Source organism: Paenibacillus sp. PK3_47 (assembly GCF_023520895.1).
Lineage (GTDB): Bacteria > Bacillota > Bacilli > Paenibacillales > Paenibacillaceae > Paenibacillus_AQ.
Window position 1 is genome coordinate 6,340,948 of sequence record NZ_CP026029.1, and the last position, 19,096, is coordinate 6,360,043.

Annotated in this window: 15 protein-coding genes; 10 read left to right on the plus strand and 5 right to left on the minus strand. The window is 47.3% G+C overall.

Features of this window, described 5'->3' with window-relative positions:
* Positions 1 to 1,525 precede the first annotated feature (1,525 nt).
* From C2I18_RS27505 to C2I18_RS27530, 6 genes are all read left to right on the plus strand, one after another.
* Positions 1,526 to 7,129 (plus strand): S-layer homology domain-containing protein, encoded by a 5,604-nt coding sequence (locus C2I18_RS27505; RefSeq protein WP_249898875.1) that lies wholly within the window; start codon positions 1,526 to 1,528, stop codon positions 7,127 to 7,129.
* A 604-nt stretch (positions 7,130 to 7,733) separates the two neighbouring features.
* Positions 7,734 to 8,273 (plus strand): STM3941 family protein, encoded by a 540-nt coding sequence (locus C2I18_RS27510; RefSeq protein ID WP_249898876.1) that lies wholly within the window; start codon positions 7,734 to 7,736, stop codon positions 8,271 to 8,273.
* Between the two features lie 279 nt (positions 8,274 to 8,552).
* Complete coding sequence (locus C2I18_RS27515; protein ID WP_249898877.1) at positions 8,553 to 9,131, plus strand: RNA polymerase sigma factor; 579 nt, start codon at positions 8,553 to 8,555, stop codon at positions 9,129 to 9,131.
* On the plus strand, positions 9,124 to 10,620 hold the full coding sequence (locus C2I18_RS27520; RefSeq protein WP_249898878.1) for a DUF5643 domain-containing protein: 1,497 nt from the start codon (positions 9,124 to 9,126) through the stop codon (positions 10,618 to 10,620). Before C2I18_RS27515 ends, C2I18_RS27520 begins: the two co-directional genes overlap by 8 nt.
* 215 nt (positions 10,621 to 10,835) lie before the next feature.
* A complete protein-coding gene (locus C2I18_RS27525; RefSeq protein WP_249898879.1) occupies positions 10,836 to 12,134 on the plus strand; it encodes an NCS2 family permease in 1,299 nt (432 codons plus the stop codon).
* A gap of 149 nt (positions 12,135 to 12,283) precedes the next feature.
* Complete coding sequence (locus C2I18_RS27530; RefSeq protein WP_249898880.1) at positions 12,284 to 12,910, plus strand: copper amine oxidase N-terminal domain-containing protein; 627 nt, start codon at positions 12,284 to 12,286, stop codon at positions 12,908 to 12,910.
* Positions 12,911 to 12,971: 61 nt separating this feature from the next.
* On the opposite strand, the gene C2I18_RS27535 is transcribed toward C2I18_RS27530, so the two are convergent.
* The 4 genes from C2I18_RS27535 to C2I18_RS27550 all read right to left on the minus strand — a co-directional run bounded on the left by C2I18_RS27535 (position 12,972) and on the right by C2I18_RS27550 (position 15,786).
* The gene (locus C2I18_RS27535; protein ID WP_249898881.1) at positions 12,972 to 13,337 is read right to left on the minus strand and encodes a GntR family transcriptional regulator; all 366 of its coding nucleotides are present in this window, start codon (positions 13,335 to 13,337) and stop codon (positions 12,972 to 12,974) included.
* Positions 13,337 to 13,999, minus strand: coding sequence for an ABC-2 transporter permease (locus C2I18_RS27540; RefSeq protein WP_342760324.1), 663 nt, complete (start codon positions 13,997 to 13,999; stop codon positions 13,337 to 13,339). Before C2I18_RS27540 ends, C2I18_RS27535 begins: the two co-directional genes overlap by 1 nt.
* The gene (locus tag C2I18_RS27545; protein ID WP_249898882.1) at positions 13,983 to 14,837 is read right to left on the minus strand and encodes an ABC transporter ATP-binding protein; all 855 of its coding nucleotides are present in this window, start codon (positions 14,835 to 14,837) and stop codon (positions 13,983 to 13,985) included. The genes C2I18_RS27540 and C2I18_RS27545 overlap by 17 nt, the downstream gene beginning before the upstream one ends.
* 67 nt (positions 14,838 to 14,904) lie before the next feature.
* On the minus strand, positions 14,905 to 15,786 hold the full coding sequence (locus C2I18_RS27550) for a LysR family transcriptional regulator (protein WP_249898883.1): 882 nt from the start codon (positions 15,784 to 15,786) through the stop codon (positions 14,905 to 14,907).
* 198 nt (positions 15,787 to 15,984) lie between these two features.
* Between C2I18_RS27550 and C2I18_RS27555 the strand changes: the two genes are divergently transcribed.
* The gene (locus C2I18_RS27555; protein WP_249898884.1) at positions 15,985 to 16,479 is read left to right on the plus strand and encodes a sugar O-acetyltransferase; all 495 of its coding nucleotides are present in this window, start codon (positions 15,985 to 15,987) and stop codon (positions 16,477 to 16,479) included.
* 5 nt (positions 16,480 to 16,484) lie between these two features.
* Here C2I18_RS27555 and C2I18_RS27560 read toward each other — a convergent pair whose 3' ends face one another.
* The gene (locus C2I18_RS27560; RefSeq protein WP_249898885.1) at positions 16,485 to 17,030 is read right to left on the minus strand and encodes a TetR/AcrR family transcriptional regulator; all 546 of its coding nucleotides are present in this window, start codon (positions 17,028 to 17,030) and stop codon (positions 16,485 to 16,487) included.
* A 170-nt stretch (positions 17,031 to 17,200) separates the two neighbouring features.
* On the opposite strand from C2I18_RS27560, the gene C2I18_RS27565 reads away from it, so the two are divergent.
* From C2I18_RS27565 to C2I18_RS27575, 3 genes are all read left to right on the plus strand, one after another.
* On the plus strand, positions 17,201 to 18,061 hold the full coding sequence (locus tag C2I18_RS27565) for an aldo/keto reductase (RefSeq protein WP_249898886.1): 861 nt from the start codon (positions 17,201 to 17,203) through the stop codon (positions 18,059 to 18,061).
* Between the two features lie 11 nt (positions 18,062 to 18,072).
* Positions 18,073 to 18,483 carry a cupin domain-containing protein gene (locus C2I18_RS27570; protein WP_249898887.1) on the plus strand — a complete coding sequence of 137 codons (411 nt, stop codon included), beginning with the start codon at positions 18,073 to 18,075 and terminating at the stop codon, positions 18,481 to 18,483.
* Positions 18,484 to 18,667: 184 nt separating this feature from the next.
* Entirely contained in the window at positions 18,668 to 19,096 is a 429-nt protein-coding gene (locus C2I18_RS27575) for a MarR family winged helix-turn-helix transcriptional regulator (RefSeq protein ID WP_249898888.1), read from the plus strand.

A 19,096-nucleotide genomic window follows, 5' to 3' on the forward strand; every position in this document is an offset into this window, starting at 1 on the left:
CCCTATGACCTTTCCGATCGGATGGAGATGTTCAGGCTGGACGATGATTATGGTCATTAGTTGGCAACCATAACAATAGTCAGAATTACGCCGGCTTTACTTCGCAGCGGTCCATTTTACTCAGTTTTTCAAGTACATTGGGTTCGTTTCCCCTCGCAGCGGCCCAATGTACTCGGTTTTTCGCGTACAATAGGCCCGTTTTCCCTCACAGCGGCCCAATGTACTCGGTTTTTCGAGTACAATAGGCCCGTTTCCCCTCGCAGCGACCAAATGTACTCGGTTTTTCGAGTACATTGGGCCCGTTTCCCCTCGCAGCGTTCCAATGTACTTGGTTTTTCGAGTACAATGGACCCGTTTCCCTTCGCAGCGTCTCAATGTACTCGGTTTTTCGAGTACATTGGGCCCGTTTCCCCTCGCAGCGGCCCAATGTACTCGGTTTTTCGCGTACATTGGGCCCGTTTCCCCTCACAGCAGCCCAATGTACTTGGTTTTTCGGGTACATTGGGCCCGTTTCCCTTCGCAGCGACCAAATGTACTCGGTTTTTCGAGTACAATGGGCCCGTTTCCCCTCGCAGCGTTCCAATGTACTTGGTTTTTCGAGTACAATGGACCCGTTTCCCTTCGCAGCGTCTCAATGTACTCGGTTTTTCGAGTACATTGGGCCCGTTTCCCCTCGCAGCGGCCCAATGTACTCGGTTTTTCGAGTACAATGGGCCCGTTTCCCTTCGCAGCGTCTCAATGTACTCGTTTTTCGAGTACAATGGGCCCGTTTCCCCTCGCAGCGACCAAATGTACTCGGTTTTTCGAGTACAATGGGCCCGTTTCCCCTCGCAGCGTTCCAATGTACTTGGTTTTTCGCGTACAATAGGCCCGTTTCCCCTCGCAACAATCTATTGTACTCGGTTTTTCGAGTACAATAGATTGCTTTCCGCTATAAGAGGACACAGGGACGGGGGAGAGAACGAAATGCCCGTTTAACGTGGAAGTGAACATGAGAAAATCACACTGAATTTGAACAAATGAGTGGCCGGGCTAGCGTCTTTAGGCACAGTTTGGTTGCATGAGGCTTCCCTCCAGGTACGACCCAACCGTTGGATGGAAAGTCTGTTTACCCGCAAAATGCTAAGGTGTGAATCTCAAAAAAGATTAAAAAAGGTACATACTGACCTTAAAAACGCCCCGGTCGGGTCAAACGGCATTCCTATATAATCAAAAACAGCAATATAGTAAGCGCTTACCGTCCCTTGCAGGTGGTTCTTGCAGGGCTGACAAAACAGGCTAAGCTCAATCATTTTTAGCAGGGAGGAGGTTTACGGAACGAGGAGATCCTTCACTTTAAAATATTTAACGGCAGAAGTGCCGTTAGTCCAAGAAAGGTGAGTGATTATTACCCATGAAGAAAACCTTCAAGAGGACGGTTGCCATAATCGTCACTGCTCTTTTACTCCTGCAGTCCCTTACGCTTACCGGAGTGTCCAAAGTGTACGCCGGTAGGACTGAGCCCCATGAACAGTATGGACCTTATGTGTCATCAATACCGGTGCCGCAGAACAGCAAATTGATTAACCCAGACTATAACAGGACCTATGACAACACGGTGGTAAAATCGGAAGCAGGGTTTGTCCATCCCGGATTCTATGTCAACCGCGAGGATTTGAACACCATGCGGGATATGGTCTGGCAGGGGATGTCGCCCTGGAAGGAATCATTCGAGAGCTTCAGAAAAAGCGCCTATTCAAGCTTGTCCTACATTAACAGCGGACCTTTTACAGAGCTGACCAGTGACAGGGAGACCTACGCGCTTGTTAGGGATGGCACAGCTGCATTCAACCTGGCGTTGATGTGGTACATCACCGGGCATGAGCAATACTCCGATAAAGCCAAAGCGATCCTGAATGACTGGGCCGGCACCCTGTCTTCAGACGCCAAAAAAGATGTGATCCGCAATGGGCAAGCCGTCCCGCAGCTGGTGATGGCTGCCGAAATTCTCAGGTATACGCCGAGTTCAGGGTGGGGAAGTCCGGCTGAGCTTGAGGATTTTGAACAGATGCTGCGCATTCTTCTCCCGGGAGTTGACCGGAAAGACGGATATTTCAATCAAGGGAACTTCGGAGCGCAGGCCTATATGGCCATCGCGATTTATCTGGATGATCTGGCGATGTATAAGGATGCTGTGGAACGCACAGTACGGAATCAGGCTATGACCGGTTTACCGGGCGAGAGCAACAATTTCTCAGTTGATGCCATGATTCTGGACTCCGGGCAGCAGGTTGAGATGGGCCGGGATATCCCGCATGCCCAGGATAGTATGATTCCCATGGCGGTTATGGCACGTACGGCTTATTTACAGGGCACATTGGTAAATGAAAACGGCCAATTTAAGACTTCAGCGGAGGGCGGTACCAATCTGTTTGAAGTGCATGAGCAGAAACTGCTGAAATATGCCGCCTATTTTTCAAAATACAATCTTGGAGAAGACGTCATCTGGCAGCCGAATATTAACGGTACCGGGGACCGGGCGCCTTACGCCAAAGTGACCACAGACGGCAGAGGCAGAATTTACAATTCTTTCAGCGCGCTAGTGAATTACTATAAATATGTGCAGGGCTATACCGATGGCGAGGAAAGACAGGATCCGTACATCGGGCATGAAGACGGAATTTACCTGGACCTATACGGTGACGGCACATACGGCAGTTTATACAAGTATATTGACGCCGCTTATGAAAGCGCCGGCATGGACGGGATTGATGTGATGCTTACAACGCCGTGGTATGTCAGTATCGGCCAGTCTGGAGCCGGTCTTCCTTCCGAACCGCAGCCGGCAGATAATACTTATGAACTCTACAACCGGATTGCCGGGCATGAGTATACCGCTACCGGCGGAACGGAAGGCGGAGTGATTACCGAACCTTTCCCGGACGAAGACGGGATTACGCGCTTTGCAACCAGCAATGTAAAGAACGGGGCGTGGACCGCTTACACAGTTGATTTTGACCGGTTCGGATCGACACCGGATCATCTGGCGGATCTCCTCATGTTCACATACGGCATCAACTCCAATGTAGGCGGAAGCATAGATGTCAGAATCGGTGATCTGGAGAGTACCCCTTCAGAAAAAACCTTCAGCAGCGCTGCACTGGCGGGTACCATTCACGTTCCGAACACTACCTGGTACAGCATTTTCAAGACCCATTCGCAGAAGCTTACCGTCAGACCTGACCTGCTGACAGGTCAAAAAACCGTCTACTTCTATTTCTACGGTTCGGGAAACGGGTATAATTTCCATGCGGATACGCTCTGGTTCAAATTTGCCTCTTCCTCTTTAGCGGCGCTGACAAAGGCAGCGGATGCCGATGTGTTCAGTTCCACCGGTGCGGTTAAGAATGCTGATGAGACTGTAACCCTGTCGGACGGCGGATATATCGGATTCGAAAATATGGAGTTCGACAAAGGCTACCGGACATTTGAAATCAATGCTGCTTCTACCGGCGGGACGCTGAAGCTTAATCTCGGCTCTCCCGGCGGGGCTACCATTAAAGAATACGCATTAAACAGCACTGGCGGTATTGCCAGAACCTTTTCGATAGAGCACGAAGAAGATGTTCCATTGTATGGACAGAACAGCGGTAATAACGACCTGTATCTGGTGTATGAAGGTGACGGCAGCATTACAATGAGCCATTTCACCGGAAAACCTGCAGCCCATACCGCCGCCTTCCAGCCGGTTAGCGGAGGAAGCTACGCCTTCAATGTTCAGGGACAAGCGGTTCGCGAACAAGGAACAGAAGGGGCTGTTAAACTCCGGATCTCTCCGGGAGAAGACAGTGCTGTAACTTATACAGACGTGGATTTTTTAAACGGAGCACCAAATCTTCGGGTTAAAGTCAAAAGCGATACGGATGCCGTGCTGCATTTTGATATGCTCGGTAATCCTGTAGGCCGGATCGCCGAATTTCATATTCCCCGTACAGACGGATTAAGTCCGGACGGCTGGATTAACGTCAGCTTTGATTTATCCAAGACCGGCTATAACACCCAGTCCGGGGCAAGCAACTTCGTTCGAGTGACTGCTTCCGGTACAGGAACCGGAACTGTAGAACTGCAGAGCTTTCTCTTGAATGAACCGGGCGAGTATCCAGTCATGAACGCTTCCTCCCTGGACACTGAAATTCTGGTCTATCCGGGCGCTAAATACGGGAATCACATTACAGCTTCGGATGTGTATGGCAGCAGAACTGCCGTCAAGCTGACCTCCAAGCCGGAAGCAGCAGCCTATGACCCAGAATCCGGTGAATTCATCTGGAGTATTCCTGATCAAGCCGCAGAAGAAAAGGGCTATATCACATTTGCGTCTACCGGCGCCGACGGAGTCAGTACTTCGGTATTCATGATTCAGTACACTTTACTGGACATTGAAAGCTATACCGCAAAACTCATCGAAGAAACGATCCTCATGTATCCTGCGATTGAAGCGCTGGAGGAGGATGATTATACGCCGGAGGACTGGAACCTGATTGTAACGGCTCTGAATGAGTCCAAAGCTGTTACCGGGCAGAGTTCACCTTCCAGAGAGGATGCGGAAAAAGCTTATTATGGCCTGAAACAGGCACTGGAACAGGTGCAGCCGATTCCTGAGGCAGACATTTTCGGAAAAAGCGCAAATATTACGCTCAATAACGGCAACACCGGCGATACTGCCCGGAGCATAGTATCCGTCTGGTTCGATAACAAACCGAATACGTATACAGAATGGCAGGGAAGCAATCAATGGGCGGTATTTGATTTTGGACCGGGTACAACCTTTAAGCTGAACCGGGCAAAAATTCTGGGCAGAGCACAATGGGGATCCAGAATAGCCGGTGTCCGGGTTGAGGGCTCGAATGACGCCAAAACCTGGACGCAGCTAACCGACACTGCGGCAAATACAGATGCTCTGCAAAAGTTCTTCAGCAAGGATGCGGATACAGAATACCGCTACATCCGGATCTACCGGCCGGGAAGCTGGTACGCAAATCTGGCTGAGCTTAAATTGTACGGCAGTTTTACGGAATTGAATCTGAGCCGTGAGATCAGCGCGGTATCGCTTACTTCAGACAATGGCGATCCAATGGTTGCAAATGCCGGGGATACTGCGACATTGGCTTTTACTGCTGATCATGTTATTGACGGCGTTAATGTTGTAATGAATGGTAAAGCTGTGCCGGCAGTATCTCCAGACGGTTTGAACTGGAAGGCGGAATATCCGGTCGGCGAATTTGATCTGCCGGGAGCCATTATTTTTGAAATTAACTATAGAAACGGATGGCCAGTTAACCGGACTACAGATGGAACAGGAGTTACTATCCTTGAAGAACCCGGATTCATTGAGGATGTAATGAGTAAAGCGGATTTCATAGATTCAACGCCTAACCGTTCCCCGGATGCAACGCGGACTCAAGCAGGTTATTTGTTCGACGGTTTGACCGGAACGAACTCAGATTTCCGCGGTCCCGGCAATAACGGTGCCGGCTGGCTCGTCATCGATTTCAAGGAAGGAAATTCGCTTACGCTATCAAAGGTGAAACTGATTGCCCGCCAGGACCTGCCGGCACGTGCGGGAGGAACTGTAATTCAAGGTTCAGCCGATAACAGCAGCTGGAGTAATCTGGTGTCCGGCATACAAGGTATACAGGAGTGGCAGTCATTCAGTGTTCATGATCCTGCCGGTTACAGATATTTAAGAATTTCCAATCCGTCAAGCAGCTGGTTCGGCAATTTGGGAGAGCTGAAGCTGTACGGAAGCCTGAATGCAGAGTCAGGAGACCAGAAATCCCCGGTATGGCCGGAAGGCAGTGTACTGGATGTCTCAGGTGTCTCGGCCAGCGGTGTGACTCTAACCTGGACGGCGGCTGAGGATGACACGGCGGTTACCGGTTACCGGATCTACAACGGTATAGATGCGGAGCCGGTAACGGTAACTGGGGAAGTGTACAGCTATAGTTTTACCGGATTACATCCGGCGACGGGATATAGCTTTAAAGTGGAAGCCGGCGACAGCTCAGGCAATTGGAGCGCAGATGGTCCGGCAGTACAGGTGACGACGCTGCCGGCGGCAGATATGGCGGCACCGGTATGGCCGGAAGGCAGTGTACTGGATGCCTCCGGTGTCTCGGCCAGTGGTGTGACTCTGACCTGGCCGGCGGCTGAGGATGACACGGCGGTTACAGGTTACCGGATCTACAACGGTGTAGATGCGGAGCCGGTTACAGTAACGGGGGAAGTGTACAGCTATAGCTTTACCGGATTGCAGGCGGCGACGGAATATAGCTTTAAAGTGGAAGCCGGCGACAGCTCAGGCAATTGGAGCACGGACGGACCGGCAGTACAGGTAACGACGCTGGGCGGCGGAGGAACGGCTCCGACAAAACCGCCTGAGATTACGCCTGTGCCTCAGCCGACACCTGCAGTAACTCCTGTACCGACAGCAGGTATACCGGCACCGGCAGCAACTACTGTTCCGGCGGAAACTCCCGTTACTACCCCTGCGCCTACAATGGCGCCAGCGGCTACACAAGCACCATCGCCGCAGCCTGCTGTCAATCATTTTCAGGATATCGGCAGCAAATATGAATGGGCAGCGGAGGCTATCAACAGGTTGTATGCAGAAGGGATTGTTAAAGGGACCTCCGGAACCTCCTTCAGTCCGGAACAAAAGATTACCCGTGCCGATTTTGTCCTGCTGCTGGTCAGAGCCTTGGGATTGCAGGCGGAGTCAGGCTTTAACTTTGCGGATGTCCATCAAGGCGCCTATTACTATGAAGCTTTGGGAATCGCCAAGCAGCTCGGAATAGTCAAAGGCGTAGACGGCAACCGCTTTAACCCTAAAGAGGATATATCAAGGCAGGATATGATGGTCATGGCCGTCAGAGCGCTTAAGAGTGTTCAACAATGGACGGGAAATGCAAGGGCAGCGAACTTGAGTGACTACCCGGACGCTGCCGGCATAGCTGCATATGCCAAAGACAGCGTAGCTGAGCTGGTAAGTGAAGGCATTGTCCAAGGTGACGGCAATGCTATCCGGCCAAAGGATACAGCAACCCGAGCGGAAGCAGCAGTTATTATTTATAGAATATTTTACGGCCAATAGTTTTTTGCCCGGTGACCTGTCGTCAGACAGGTCACTCAAGCTGTTGAGGAAGTCTCGAAAACCTTTTTTATATAATTCTGATTTCATACGGCCGCGTTAACAATTGACGGCTCCAACCCATTACCTCACGCGCAACAGAATCTATTAATGACTTGAATATGCTAATGCTAACGGACCCTAGGTCCTTTATTTTACGCTAGAGGTGTGTATGGGAATCCTAACGGACCCTAAATCCGTTATTTCATTCGCATGGGCTTATTTTAAGCATCATCTAGCGGATTAGAGGAACTACGGTCCGTTAACGATGGAAACGAGGCGATTTTCGGCAAATAACGGACACAGTGTCCGTTAGCGTGCGAAGAGGACGACGCACGTAACGGATGCAGCGTCCGCAAACATGGAAAAACAGCAAAGAAACCCGAGACCATTAAAAGACCCGGGGTTCTTAACACTCTGGGTGACCTGTCGTCAGACAGGTCACTTTTCGTTCGATTAAAGCTGCAACCTGTGAAAGCTATAGTCAATATAAAGAGTTAAATAGTGTCAATCTATTCATTTCAGGTGATATTCTTAGTGGATAGAATTTATTGGGAGGATACATACGATGGATTATTCAACACATTTAGACAAACCTCTTGAGGTGTACAACGGAAAAGGCAGGCTGTGGGTGCTGGGCTTTGCCTGTCTGGGTTTTGTAGCGGTAGGGGCCTGGTTCTTCCTGGAATATCTGAATGGAACCATGATCTTTCTTTACGGATTAGTAGGGCTTGTATGTATTGTTTTTTTTGGGGCTTGTATGCTGTACTTTGTCCGGAAGATGTTTGACCGTACTCCGGCGATTATAATAAATGATGAGGGAGTCTTCGATAATTCCTCTTATATTCCAGGAGGGCTTGTCCGCTGGGAAGATATTACTCATATTGAATTGTATGAGCTGGCGGGCCAGCAAATGATCGGGATTCAACTGAAGGATCCGGATACCTTTCTTAAGGGCCAGCAGGGCTTAAAACGCCGGCTGATCCAAATTAATCAGGGTATGGTCAAAGCACCGGTGAATATAGCCCAATCTGCACTAACTTTGCCGCTGGCCCAAATTTATGAGGAAATGCTTATACGCTGGCAGTCCCATCAGGAGCCGCGTTAAAGTTCATTACTTATCCGGAGTAAACCGCTAATCTGCTGACAGATTAGCGGTTTTTTGTGCGGGTAAGGCAGGATAACGCCAGCACACCCACTAAAATTGTCTGTCAGGAACCCGTATTATTGTGGGAAATACGCTTTCCGCTGCATCGGTTAAAGAGGCTTTTAACAAAAGCCCGCTGTTCCGATAAATAGATGTATTCATATTCATCAGAACAAAAATGAACCAAGGCCGCCCTTACGGCGCCTATATACTGTAACTTAATAACGGGAGGTATTGAAGATGAAGGAAGAGGTGGAGGACGAACCTTACTTGATAAGCCGCTGCCGTGCAGGGGATGCTGACGCATTTTATAAGCTGGTTAAGCCGTTTATGAACCGGGTATACAGTGCGGCTTACGCCATTTTACGTTCCCCGCATCTGGCCGAGGATGCTGTCCAGAATGCCATGCTCGAAGCCTATCGCAGCATAATGAACGGCAAGCAGATCCGCAGCTTTGGGCCATGGTTCAAAAAGGTGGCGGCGATGCGGGCGATGGATCTCGCACGCGAACGCAGCCGGAGGCTGAAGAAAACGGGTGAAATGAAGCAAGGCGAATTGGCTGACCAGAGGCAGCAGCCGCTCGATGCCGTGGTCAAGAAGGAAGCGGAGGAGCAGCTGCTTCAGCAAGTGTTGTCGCTGAACAAGCGCCACCGCTGCGTCATTGTCCTGTATTATTACCACGAAATGACGGTTGAAGAGATCGCGGAAATACTCGGTGTTAAGGCCGGGACAGTAAAATCCAGACTGTATCATGCAAGGATGAAATTGCTGAAGCTAAACCAAAATACGGACTCAAAGCAGGTGATATTTAATGTTTGAGCAGAAAGCAGACCGTGAGCTGCGCCACAAACTGGAGGAAATCAACGCGCCGGATTCTTTGCACGAATTTGCAAGAAACATTGTTCTACACGCTTCGGAGACGGTAAAGGCGGAACATTCCTGGCGCCGCGGCGGCACAGCGGGACAGTATAGAATGAGAAGAGCAGCAATCGGCCTGACGGCTTGCAGTACAGTGCTGGCCGCGGCCCTATTTACGACTCAGGTCTCCCCGGTCTTTGCCGGTATGGTAAGCGGCATACCCGGGTTCGCAATCGCGGCGGAATGGCTGGACGGACTTCGCAGCAGGGACGGTGTCCAGAACGCCAGCGACCACAATTACCGTCCGTTTGAGCAGGTTGTCCGGCAATTTGCCGATACCAGAGTTACGCTCAGTGATGTATACCTGACAGGTGATAAATTGATGTATAAAGCGTTTATCCAGTTCAAGGGAATGGCAGCGCATCTCATGACCCATCCGGACGGCACTGAAGGCCTCGACCAGTATGCAGCGGGTTATCATGTGCAGAATCTTGATTTTGCGGATGGTGCTGAAACGGGAATACTGCATGTAACCTATGATGAACAAACAGGCGAGCCGGTTATGGCCATACCTGTAGAGCAAAAGCTGAACCCGGCAAAGGTCAGCGCTTTTCTCGCTGGGGATCCTTCTAAGCTGAGCTTCGCTCTCTATGTTCCCGTTGAGGGACAAGAGGTACCGGACAAACATATCATTGAAGTGGGCTTTGATAAGACGCAGCTGTTGAAAGATTGGGAGATTGCGGTTAACCGTTCAGTTTCCGTCTCAGGAAATTCAGGCGTCAAGTCTTTAACAGTGGATAAGCTGCAGATTACACCAGTCAACACGGCTCTGGAAGTGAAGCTGGATGAGGCTGAACGTCACATTTTGAACCTTGATTATGAAGATCTGCAGCTGGAGCTGACGGACGACAAAGGGAATGTCTATCCGTTCGAAAGCTATTCCCATCTTAAAGAAGTTCCGGGGCGGAGCGGCTCAGACAGGATCAGTCTTGTATTTGCGGGCTCTCCATATTTTAATGATGCGGTACAAAGTCTGAATCTGCGTATCGGCAAAATACAGATCTCGCAAATCGGCTCGTTTATGCTGACTCCGGGACATGCATCGCCGCAGACCGTCCGTTTCATGGACAAAGATTTGGTAATCTCTGTGCCGCAATACAAGGATGGGATGCTGCAGTTCTCGGTTCACCAGGATGCAGATAGCCTGAAGGGAATGGAGTTTAACATACCGGCTTACACCGCTGATGTATTAGGTTCTCCAGAGTTATATAAGCGGCTTTATGTTGATCAGGAGGGATACCGCAGCGGCAGGCTTTATCCTCTGGCAGGAAAGGAAACATACAGTATATCTGTTATGGCACCTGATGAAAAAAATTATAAGATCGAGGTTATTTCTGAGCCTGAGCAGGTGGAACTCGGCAAGACATTGCAACTTGACTTACGGGAATAAACTTGGCTAATGAAGCCGGGCAAACAGGTAATTCGTTGACAAAGCATGTTATATTTATTAAAATTCGAAAGGGGCATCAGGTTAAAACATCTGTTAAATCCTAATAAATCCTAAAACGAATATAGGAGCGGTGATATTACCATCCTATATGAAGATTAGGATTTTTTTTGTTTTCAACTCAGAACATAATTTGCAGGCTGGAGGCTGGCTTTACCATGGACAACTGGTTCAAACTGAAAGAAAGAGGCACGAGCGTTTCAACAGAAATTATTGCCGGGATCACAACATTTTTCACGATGGTATACATAGTGATCGTTAACCCGGGTATACTCAGCAGCACCGGGATGGATTTTAACGGAGTATTCATTGCTACAGTGGTGGCGAGCATTGTCGCGACTCTGATCATGGGGCTGTGGTCCAATTATCCGATCGTCCTGGCACCCGGGATGGGATTAAATGCATTTTTTGCCTATAGTGTAGTTGCGGGATACGGGGTAACCTGGCAGGTTGCACTCGGGGCTGTATTTATCGCAGGGCTTTTATTTATCATTTTATCGCTTACCTCATTTCGTTATATGCTGCTTGATGCCATTCCTGCAAGCTTGAAGCATGCAATAACAGCAGGGATCGGACTGTTTATTACAACGGTAGGACTGCAAAATGCCGGAATTATCGTCGCTTCCGAATCCAATCTGATTTCTATCGGAAATCTGGCCGAGCCCATGACTTACCTGACCATAATCGGACTCCTTATTACAGTCGTCCTGATGGCTTACAATGTTAAAGGTTATCTGTTCATCGGAATGGTGATTACAGCAATCCTTGCCTGGATGATGGGCTTGTTTCAAATGCCGGAATCCATTATGTCCGTACCGCAGGGGCTCACGTCTACGGCTTTCCATCTGGACCTGGCAGGCGTATTCACAAATGGCTTGTATACCATTATCTTCACCTTCCTGCTCATTACGCTGTTTGATACGACAGGAACGATGCTCGGTGTCGCCGAACAGGCAGGACTGCTTAAAGACGGGAAATTCCCGCGTTCTCGCGGCGCGCTGCTGGCAGATGCGGTAGGGACTACCACCGGTGCTTTGCTCGGAACAAGTCCTACATCGGCTTATATCGAGTCCAGCACAGGAGTGGCTGCAGGCGGGAGAACAGGACTGACGGCGGTGACGGTAAGTGTGCTGCTTGCGCTTACTTTGTTCTTTACACCTATCGTAAGTGTGATATCCGGCATTCCGGCAATCACTTCACCGGCATTAATTATTGTCGGGTACTTTATGATCAACGTGATCAGCAAAATCAAGTGGGATGATCTCGAAGAAGCCTTTCCTGCTTTCCTGATTATCATCCTCACTCCGCTGACACACAGTATTGCAACAGGCATCGGCGTCGGGTTCATTTTCTATCCGGTACTCAAGCTGCTTCGTGGAAAAGGCAAAGATGTGCATCCGGTTTTCTATATTTTTGCGGTATTGTTCTTCATCCAGCTTGTATTCCTCGACCACTAAATTACGTAAGGAGAGCTCCTGATACAGGCGGCTCTCTTTTTTTTGTGTGAGTGATAAATCTCATAATTAATGCCAGTAAATATATTCCTTTATGATATTTACTATGTTATGATTCATAGGTAAATAGAACCAGCAGGAGAGTGTACATAATGAATAAAAAGGTCCTTGTTACTTCTTTACTGTCTTTAATTCTTTTATCCAGTGCAGCAAGCGGGTCAGCTCATCCAGGGCGGACAGATTCAAATGGCGGTCATACATGCAAGACGAATTGTTCCAAATGGGGTTTAGAGTACGGCGAATATCATTACCATAATGGTGGCGGGTCTTCCTCAAGTCCTAAACCGTCCAGCAGCTCGGGCAGTTCTTCTTCAGGCAGTTCTTCATCTACCAAAACAACAAAACCGAAAGAAGCCAAACCCCAATATACGCAATCTTCCCTGAAGGTGTATGTAAACGGACAGAAAATTGATTTTACCAACAAGCCTGTACAATATCAGGGCAGCAATCTGCTTCCTTTACGCGACATTGCCGAAGCCATAGATGCATCGTTTACATACGATCCCGCCAGTGCAGCGATTGGCCTGACCAAAGGAAAATTAAAGGTAACCCTAACAATTGGAAGCAAAACAATATTCAATAACGGTAAATCCGCTGCGCTAAGCCTGGCCCCTAAAGCGATTAACGGAATTACCTATATCCCAATACAAGCCATTACAGGCCTCGGCGCAACCCTGAAATTAGATTCCAGTAACAATACATTGAATATTGAGATTTAATACTTGTAAAGAAAAAACGCAGCCGGGTGGGCTGCGTTTTTTTATATGTCCCGTAATACCTTCAATAGATCTCCTTCATAAGCTCAACAACTTCTTCTAAGGTAAGCCCGAAGGATTTGTAATAGGAAGTGTCAACAGTCATCTGCTTCAAAATCATTTCGTTACGCTTCCGGAGCATTTCACCGGACGAGAGCTCTGTGACAAAACAGCCTTTACCAGTCACCGTATAAATCAAACCGCAGCGTTCGAGTTCTTCCCATGCTTTTTTCACCGTGATGATACTGACATGGAGCTCGACAGCTGCTTGCCGGATGGGCGGAAGGCTATAGCCGCTTTCCAGCTCACCCTTGAGAATTTGGGCGCTGATTTGTTCAAATATCTGTTGATAAATCGGTTTTTCCGAGGTGTTCGAAATCGCAATATTCATTAAATTTCCACTTTCACAAATCGTTTATTGGCAATATGATAAGCGAAAATCGTAAATATTGCAAAAATCCCAAAACCAATGAGCAGGATGCAGAGCTGAACGGCCAAATTGTCGGCACCGTTTCCTTTGAACAGCTCATGCACCGCCGGGTTTTGTATACTCAGCCATTCTGCGGCAATCGCGAACAGTGAAGCCGAGGTTACGGATACAATCGTGGCTGCGCCGTAGTTATAGGCTGTCTTGTAATACATAGGAAAAAAGATCATATTGAAGACCGCCAGCATGACCAGGCATAATCCCCAGAAACCAAAGGTTGGCGCAAAGAAAATATAGTCCAGATCCGGATACAAACGGACAGTAATGAACCCGTAAATTATGGCGATAACCAGATGCAAGAACTCCAGAATGACCACAAAGGTTATCCGCGCTTTGACAATATCCTTTTTAGATACAGGCAGCATGCCCGTGAACATCAGATCGTTTTGGCTTTTATATCCCCCGAACATATTCGGTATCGTAATAAAGCCAAAGTATAGAATAACAATGAAATAAATCCACCCCGGAATTAGCATTAAAGCCCCTGTCAAAAAGGGCAGTACGTAAAAGAAAGGACTTACTCCTAATTTGAGTTCCTTCAGCAGCAGGTTATACATTGATCTCATCCTTTCTCGAATAGTAAATCATAATCTCTTCAAGATTAGGCAGGGTGGATTTAATACCTGAAGACGGATCTAAATCTTTGGTATGAATCAAGCCTGTAAAGCCGAAAGAATTTATTTTGCAGGAAATCAGCCGGTTCTTGACCAGCTCCAGCTGCTCTTTTTTCCCGTTCAACAGCCGGTATGTATCGACAAAATCTTCTTTCCCTGCGCTGTTAATAATCTGTCCGTTATGGATGTAGGTAATATAATCGGCGCATTTTTCAAGGTCTGAAGTGATGTGGGTGGAGAAGAGGATGCTGATTTCCCCATCCTGCACAAGCTCTTGGAATATACTCAGCAGATTGTCCCTGGCAGCCGGATCAAGTCCGCTTGTCGGCTCGTCGAGTATCAGAAGCTTGGCACCGTGCGACAGAGCAATGGCCAGGTTGTATTTGACTTTCATTCCGGTAGATAATTGAGCTATTTTTTTATCTTCAACCAGATTAAATTTTTTCAGATATTTATGATAGGTCTCATCATCCCAGTTCCGGTAGAACGTTTTGATTACATTCGTTAACGTTTTGATTTTACTGCGGGTATAAAAATCAATCTCTCCAAAGGCGTAGCCTATTTCTTGTTTCAATTCGACATTCCGCTCCGTTATATTTTTTCCCATAATATGTATCTCGCCGCTGTCCATGCTGATCAGATTCAAAATCGATTTGATCGTCGTGGTTTTGCCCGCACCATTGGAACCGATAAAGCCCATGATATAACCTTTTTCCATTTGAAAAGACACGTCTTGCAATGAAAAATGTTCATATTTTTTTGTTAAATTTTTAACATCTAACACAAACACCGGCCTCACTCCTTAAAAATATTGTGTATGTTGTGCATGCACAATATATCATCAAGACAGCAAGGTGTCAAATGCGAATTTGATTTCGCAGCTCCTCTAGAAATTTTTTTGCTGCACTAGAGAACACCTGATGCTTTTTCCATATCACATTTAAATTGGCCTCCAGTCCGGGGTTTAATGGTTTGAAGCAAAGCTTGCTGTTCCCGGAAGTATTAATAAGCTTGTCTATACATAAGGCATAACCAATCCCTTCCTCAACCATTAATGCAGCATTGTACAGCAGGTTGTAGGTCCCCACAACATTTAATCCTTCGATATCCTGACCCAACCATCCTGACAATTCATTGCTGACTGCAGTTTGCCGGGAGATAAGCAGAGGTTTATCTGTTAAATCCGCAGGCTCGACAAAAGGTCTATCCGCCAGTTCACTATCCTTTCGCATCAATACGCCCCATACATCTACAGCAGGCAGTTTTACGTAGTCATATTTTTGTTTGTCAGCGGGTTCAATTACAATACCGAAGTCTAATAATCCGCTGTCTAACTTGTCGCTGATATCATCCGCATTGCCGCTAAATAAATGAAACTGGATATCCGGATACTTTTCCAGCAATGATTTGAACGTTCTGGCAATCAGCTGCACCGCTTCAGTTTCTCCCGCGCCAATGTATATTTCTCCGCTGATAAAAGATGATGTTTGTTTGAAATTCGCTTCCGTTTTATCTACTAATTCAACAATATCCTTGGCACTTTTCAGCAAAAACCTTCCTTCGTCGGTCAAGGTGATTTTCCGGTTTCCCCTGGTAAACAGAACAGCCCCCAGTTCCTTTTCCAATTCACCTAACTGTCTTGATAACGATGGCTGTGACAAATGCAAATATTGAGCTGCAGCTGAAATGCTCTGCTCGCTCGCTACCGCAATAAAATATTTTAGCAAACGGATATCCATATCGGCCTCCTTCTATAGCCATTAAGCATAGTTGAGTATTTAGTATAGGTATTTGTTATATATATTTTCACGTCTTATGATAAAAATCAAATATAAGTAAAAAAGAGAAGGGTGGGTACGGTAATGGAGATGCAGCAATTTTTGGATTATTGCAGACAAGGGAATCCTGTTTCAGGAGAGGATAAGGAGCTTCATCACTTGTTATTGCAATGCAGCTTTGAAGCCCAAAGGATCACCATGGCACTGAATACGTCTTTTCATACCAGAGAAGAGATTGTGGAGATTTTCAGTGAACTCACAGGGAACAAAGTGGATGATTCCTTCACGTGTTTTCCGCCATTCTATACGGATTTCGGAAAAAATATTGTTATTGGTAAAAATGTGTTTTTCAATACAGGATGCTCTTTTCAGGACAGGGGAGGCATCAGCATCGGAGACGGCTCATTCCTCGGCATGAATGTTACGGTCGCTACACTGAATCATGGCCTGGCCTTAGAAACCAGAAATACAACCAATTCATTTCCCGTAATTATTGGCGACAATGTATGGATCGGATCCAATGCAACAATACTGCCGGGAGTGACGATTGGAAACAATTCTGTGATAGGCGCAGGATCTGTCGTAACTAAGGATGTCCCGGAAAATACTGTAGCTGCTGGCGTTCCGGCAAAATTTATTAAAATGATCGATTAACATAATCACAGGTTCCTGTCCAGCAATATCCCCATCTGCTCAGCTACAAGTTCGGAGGGTTCAATTAATCCGCCCATAATCCAGCCTATGATAGTCTCTACTATGGCAGCTCCGAAAAATTTGAGAATGATATCCTTACGCATTCCCTGATTTATTCCTTCGTCTACTTTTACATCGCCCTCCAGCTCATCAATGACAAACGCCAGAAATTGGCTGCGGAAGGCGAGGGCTCCTTTACTGGCTAAAAGGGTCGAAAAGAAGGGATAGTTCGTTTCAAAATATTTACACCACATCAGGTTACCCTCAGCAAAGCTCAGATCAGCCGCTGCTCTGCACAGCATCCTCAGTTCATTGATATGCTCTGCAATCAGCTTGTCCAGCAGGTCAAACTTATCCAGATAATGATCATAAATGGTCCTGCGGCCGACGTTCGCTCTGTCAGAGATATCCTGTATGGTAATCTGGTCGAAGCTTTTTTCAGCCATGAGTTCAATAAAAGCTTTTTTGATCGCTTCTTGAGACTTTAGAATTCTTCTGTCTACTTTGGGCACTTCCTATCACCAGGCTCTCTAAAAAATATCGTACATTTATAAAGGATTTGTGCGGTAACACACAAAACACGGGATTCTGATTATTGAAGATGGCTTCTAATCATTTTATATTATACACAAATGTGCGGTAACGCAATACGATGCGAAATAGTTTATAAAGGAGATACATTATGTATAACGTAACTTCCAAATTAACCAATGGCATTGAGATTCCAATGCTGGGACTCGGCACCTGGCTGCTTGACGATCAACAGGCTGAACAGGCCGTGCGGGAAGCAGTAGCCATCGGGTATCGCCATATTGATACGGCCCAGGCTTATGGAAATGAGAGGGGTGTGGGCGAAGGCATCCGTTCCGGCGGTGCTGCAAGAGAAGAGCTGTTCATTACGACAAAGGTTGCTGCAGAATTGAAGACGTATAATGAGGTTACCAAGTCCATTGATGAATCGTTAGCCAAGCTGGGCCTGGATTATATTGACCTGCTGATCATTCACAGTCCGCAGCCCTGGAAGGAGTTCCGTGAAGAAAAACGTTACTTCGAGGAAAACAAAGAAGCCTGGAGAGCCTTGGAGAGCGCATATAAGGCAGGCAAAGTGAAGGCCATCGGCGTGTCCAACTTTCTTCAGGACGACCTGGAGAATATTCTGGCCGGGTGTGAAATCAAGCCTATGGTCAACCAGATTCTGGCCCATGTCAGCAATACACCTGCTGAGCTGATTGAATTCTGCCAAAAGAACGATATCCTCGTTGAGGCTTATTCACCGATCGCACACGGGGCAGTCCTTGATCATGCCGAGGTGAAGGTTATGGCGGAGAAGTATGGAGTATCAGTTGCCCAGCTTTGTCTCCGCTACGGTATCCAGCTGGGTCTTGCAGTCATTCCTAAGACAGCCAATCCGGATCATATGCGGAACAATGCAGAGCTCGACTTTGTGATCAGCGATGCAGATATGGAGACTTTGAAGCAGGCAGAGCCTATCCGGGACTATGGTGAGCACAGCTTCTTCCCGGTATTCGGCGGAAAATTATAGGAGGGACAAAAATGGCAAAATATGAGAATGTTGCAAATGGCGTTATTTTTCCGTCAGGCGAAAAAAACGAAGCCTTTGCACAATATTTTGTAGGACAAAGCTATCTTAAGAGCCTGGTGGCTGATCCCGACGTGAATGTGGGGGTTGGCAATGTAACCTTTGAACCGGGATGCAGAAACAACTGGCATATCCACCGGGACGGCTTTCAAATTTTGCTTGTAACCGGCGGTGAAGGCTGGTACCAGGAGGAAGGTAAACCTGCACAGTTCTTGAAAGCCGGTGATGTTATAGTCACCCATGACGGTGTCAAACACTGGCATGGCGCCGCCAAAGACAGCTGGTTCGAGCACATCGCCATTACTGCGGGCAGACCGGAGTGGTTAGAGCCTGTATATGAAGAGGAATATAATGCTTTAAGTTAAATTTTATAATATCTCAGAGCCTCAGCCATACGGCGAGGCTCTTTATTTTAAGAAGACGACATTAAGCAGCAGTATTATCAGGGGTAACCTGATTTTAAAATGTTACCATATCATCGATTGACATAACTAAAGATTAGTGCCAGTATATAGTTAGTTTAACTAACTACATTGGAGGCTTAAGGCATTGGATCATGAAAGTTTAAGTGAAAGTGCAGATACTATCGGCTTATTTTGCCGCCTGCATATGAATGCTAAGAAAAATTTGCCGGTAAGGTCCAGTGAAATGGGCGTCCTAATTTATACCGGCAAACAAGAAGTACCTGTAACACCATTAATGATAAGCAGCTTTTTCAAGGTGGCGAAGCCCACTGTAACCGTCTTAATTAACACGCTGATCCAGCAAGATTATTTGTCGAAAACCATGTCTTCTACAGATGGGAGAAGTTATACGGTCTCGCTGACCCCGAAAGGGGCTGAACTTGTCAGGACGGCCAGCTCTGTGTATTTCTACAATCTGGAATTATTGGAGAAACAAATGGGCGGAGAAGACTTCCAGACCTTCATCTCGCTGATGATGAAAGCAAATGAAATCTTATTGCATGGAGAGGGATAA

Bases quoted from the DNA above. Each gene is read 5' to 3' on its own strand.
- C2I18_RS27510 (WP_249898876.1), top strand. From the start codon at position 7,734: ATGGATTATTCAACACATTTAGACAAACCTCTTGAGGTGTACAACGGA.
- C2I18_RS27515 (WP_249898877.1), top strand. From the start codon at position 8,553: ATGAAGGAAGAGGTGGAGGACGAACCTTACTTGATAAGCCGCTGCCGT.
- C2I18_RS27520 (WP_249898878.1), top strand. From the start codon at position 9,124: ATGTTTGAGCAGAAAGCAGACCGTGAGCTGCGCCACAAACTGGAGGAA.
- C2I18_RS27525 (WP_249898879.1), top strand. From the start codon at position 10,836: ATGGACAACTGGTTCAAACTGAAAGAAAGAGGCACGAGCGTTTCAACA.
- C2I18_RS27530 (WP_249898880.1), top strand. From the start codon at position 12,284: ATGAATAAAAAGGTCCTTGTTACTTCTTTACTGTCTTTAATTCTTTTA.
- C2I18_RS27535 (WP_249898881.1), bottom strand. From the start codon at position 13,337: ATGAATATTGCGATTTCGAACACCTCGGAAAAACCGATTTATCAACAG.
- C2I18_RS27540 (WP_342760324.1), bottom strand. From the start codon at position 13,999: ATGAGATCAATGTATAACCTGCTGCTGAAGGAACTCAAATTAGGAGTA.
- C2I18_RS27550 (WP_249898883.1), bottom strand. From the start codon at position 15,786: ATGGATATCCGTTTGCTAAAATATTTTATTGCGGTAGCGAGCGAGCAG.
- C2I18_RS27565 (WP_249898886.1), top strand. From the start codon at position 17,201: ATGTATAACGTAACTTCCAAATTAACCAATGGCATTGAGATTCCAATG.
- C2I18_RS27570 (WP_249898887.1), top strand. From the start codon at position 18,073: ATGGCAAAATATGAGAATGTTGCAAATGGCGTTATTTTTCCGTCAGGC.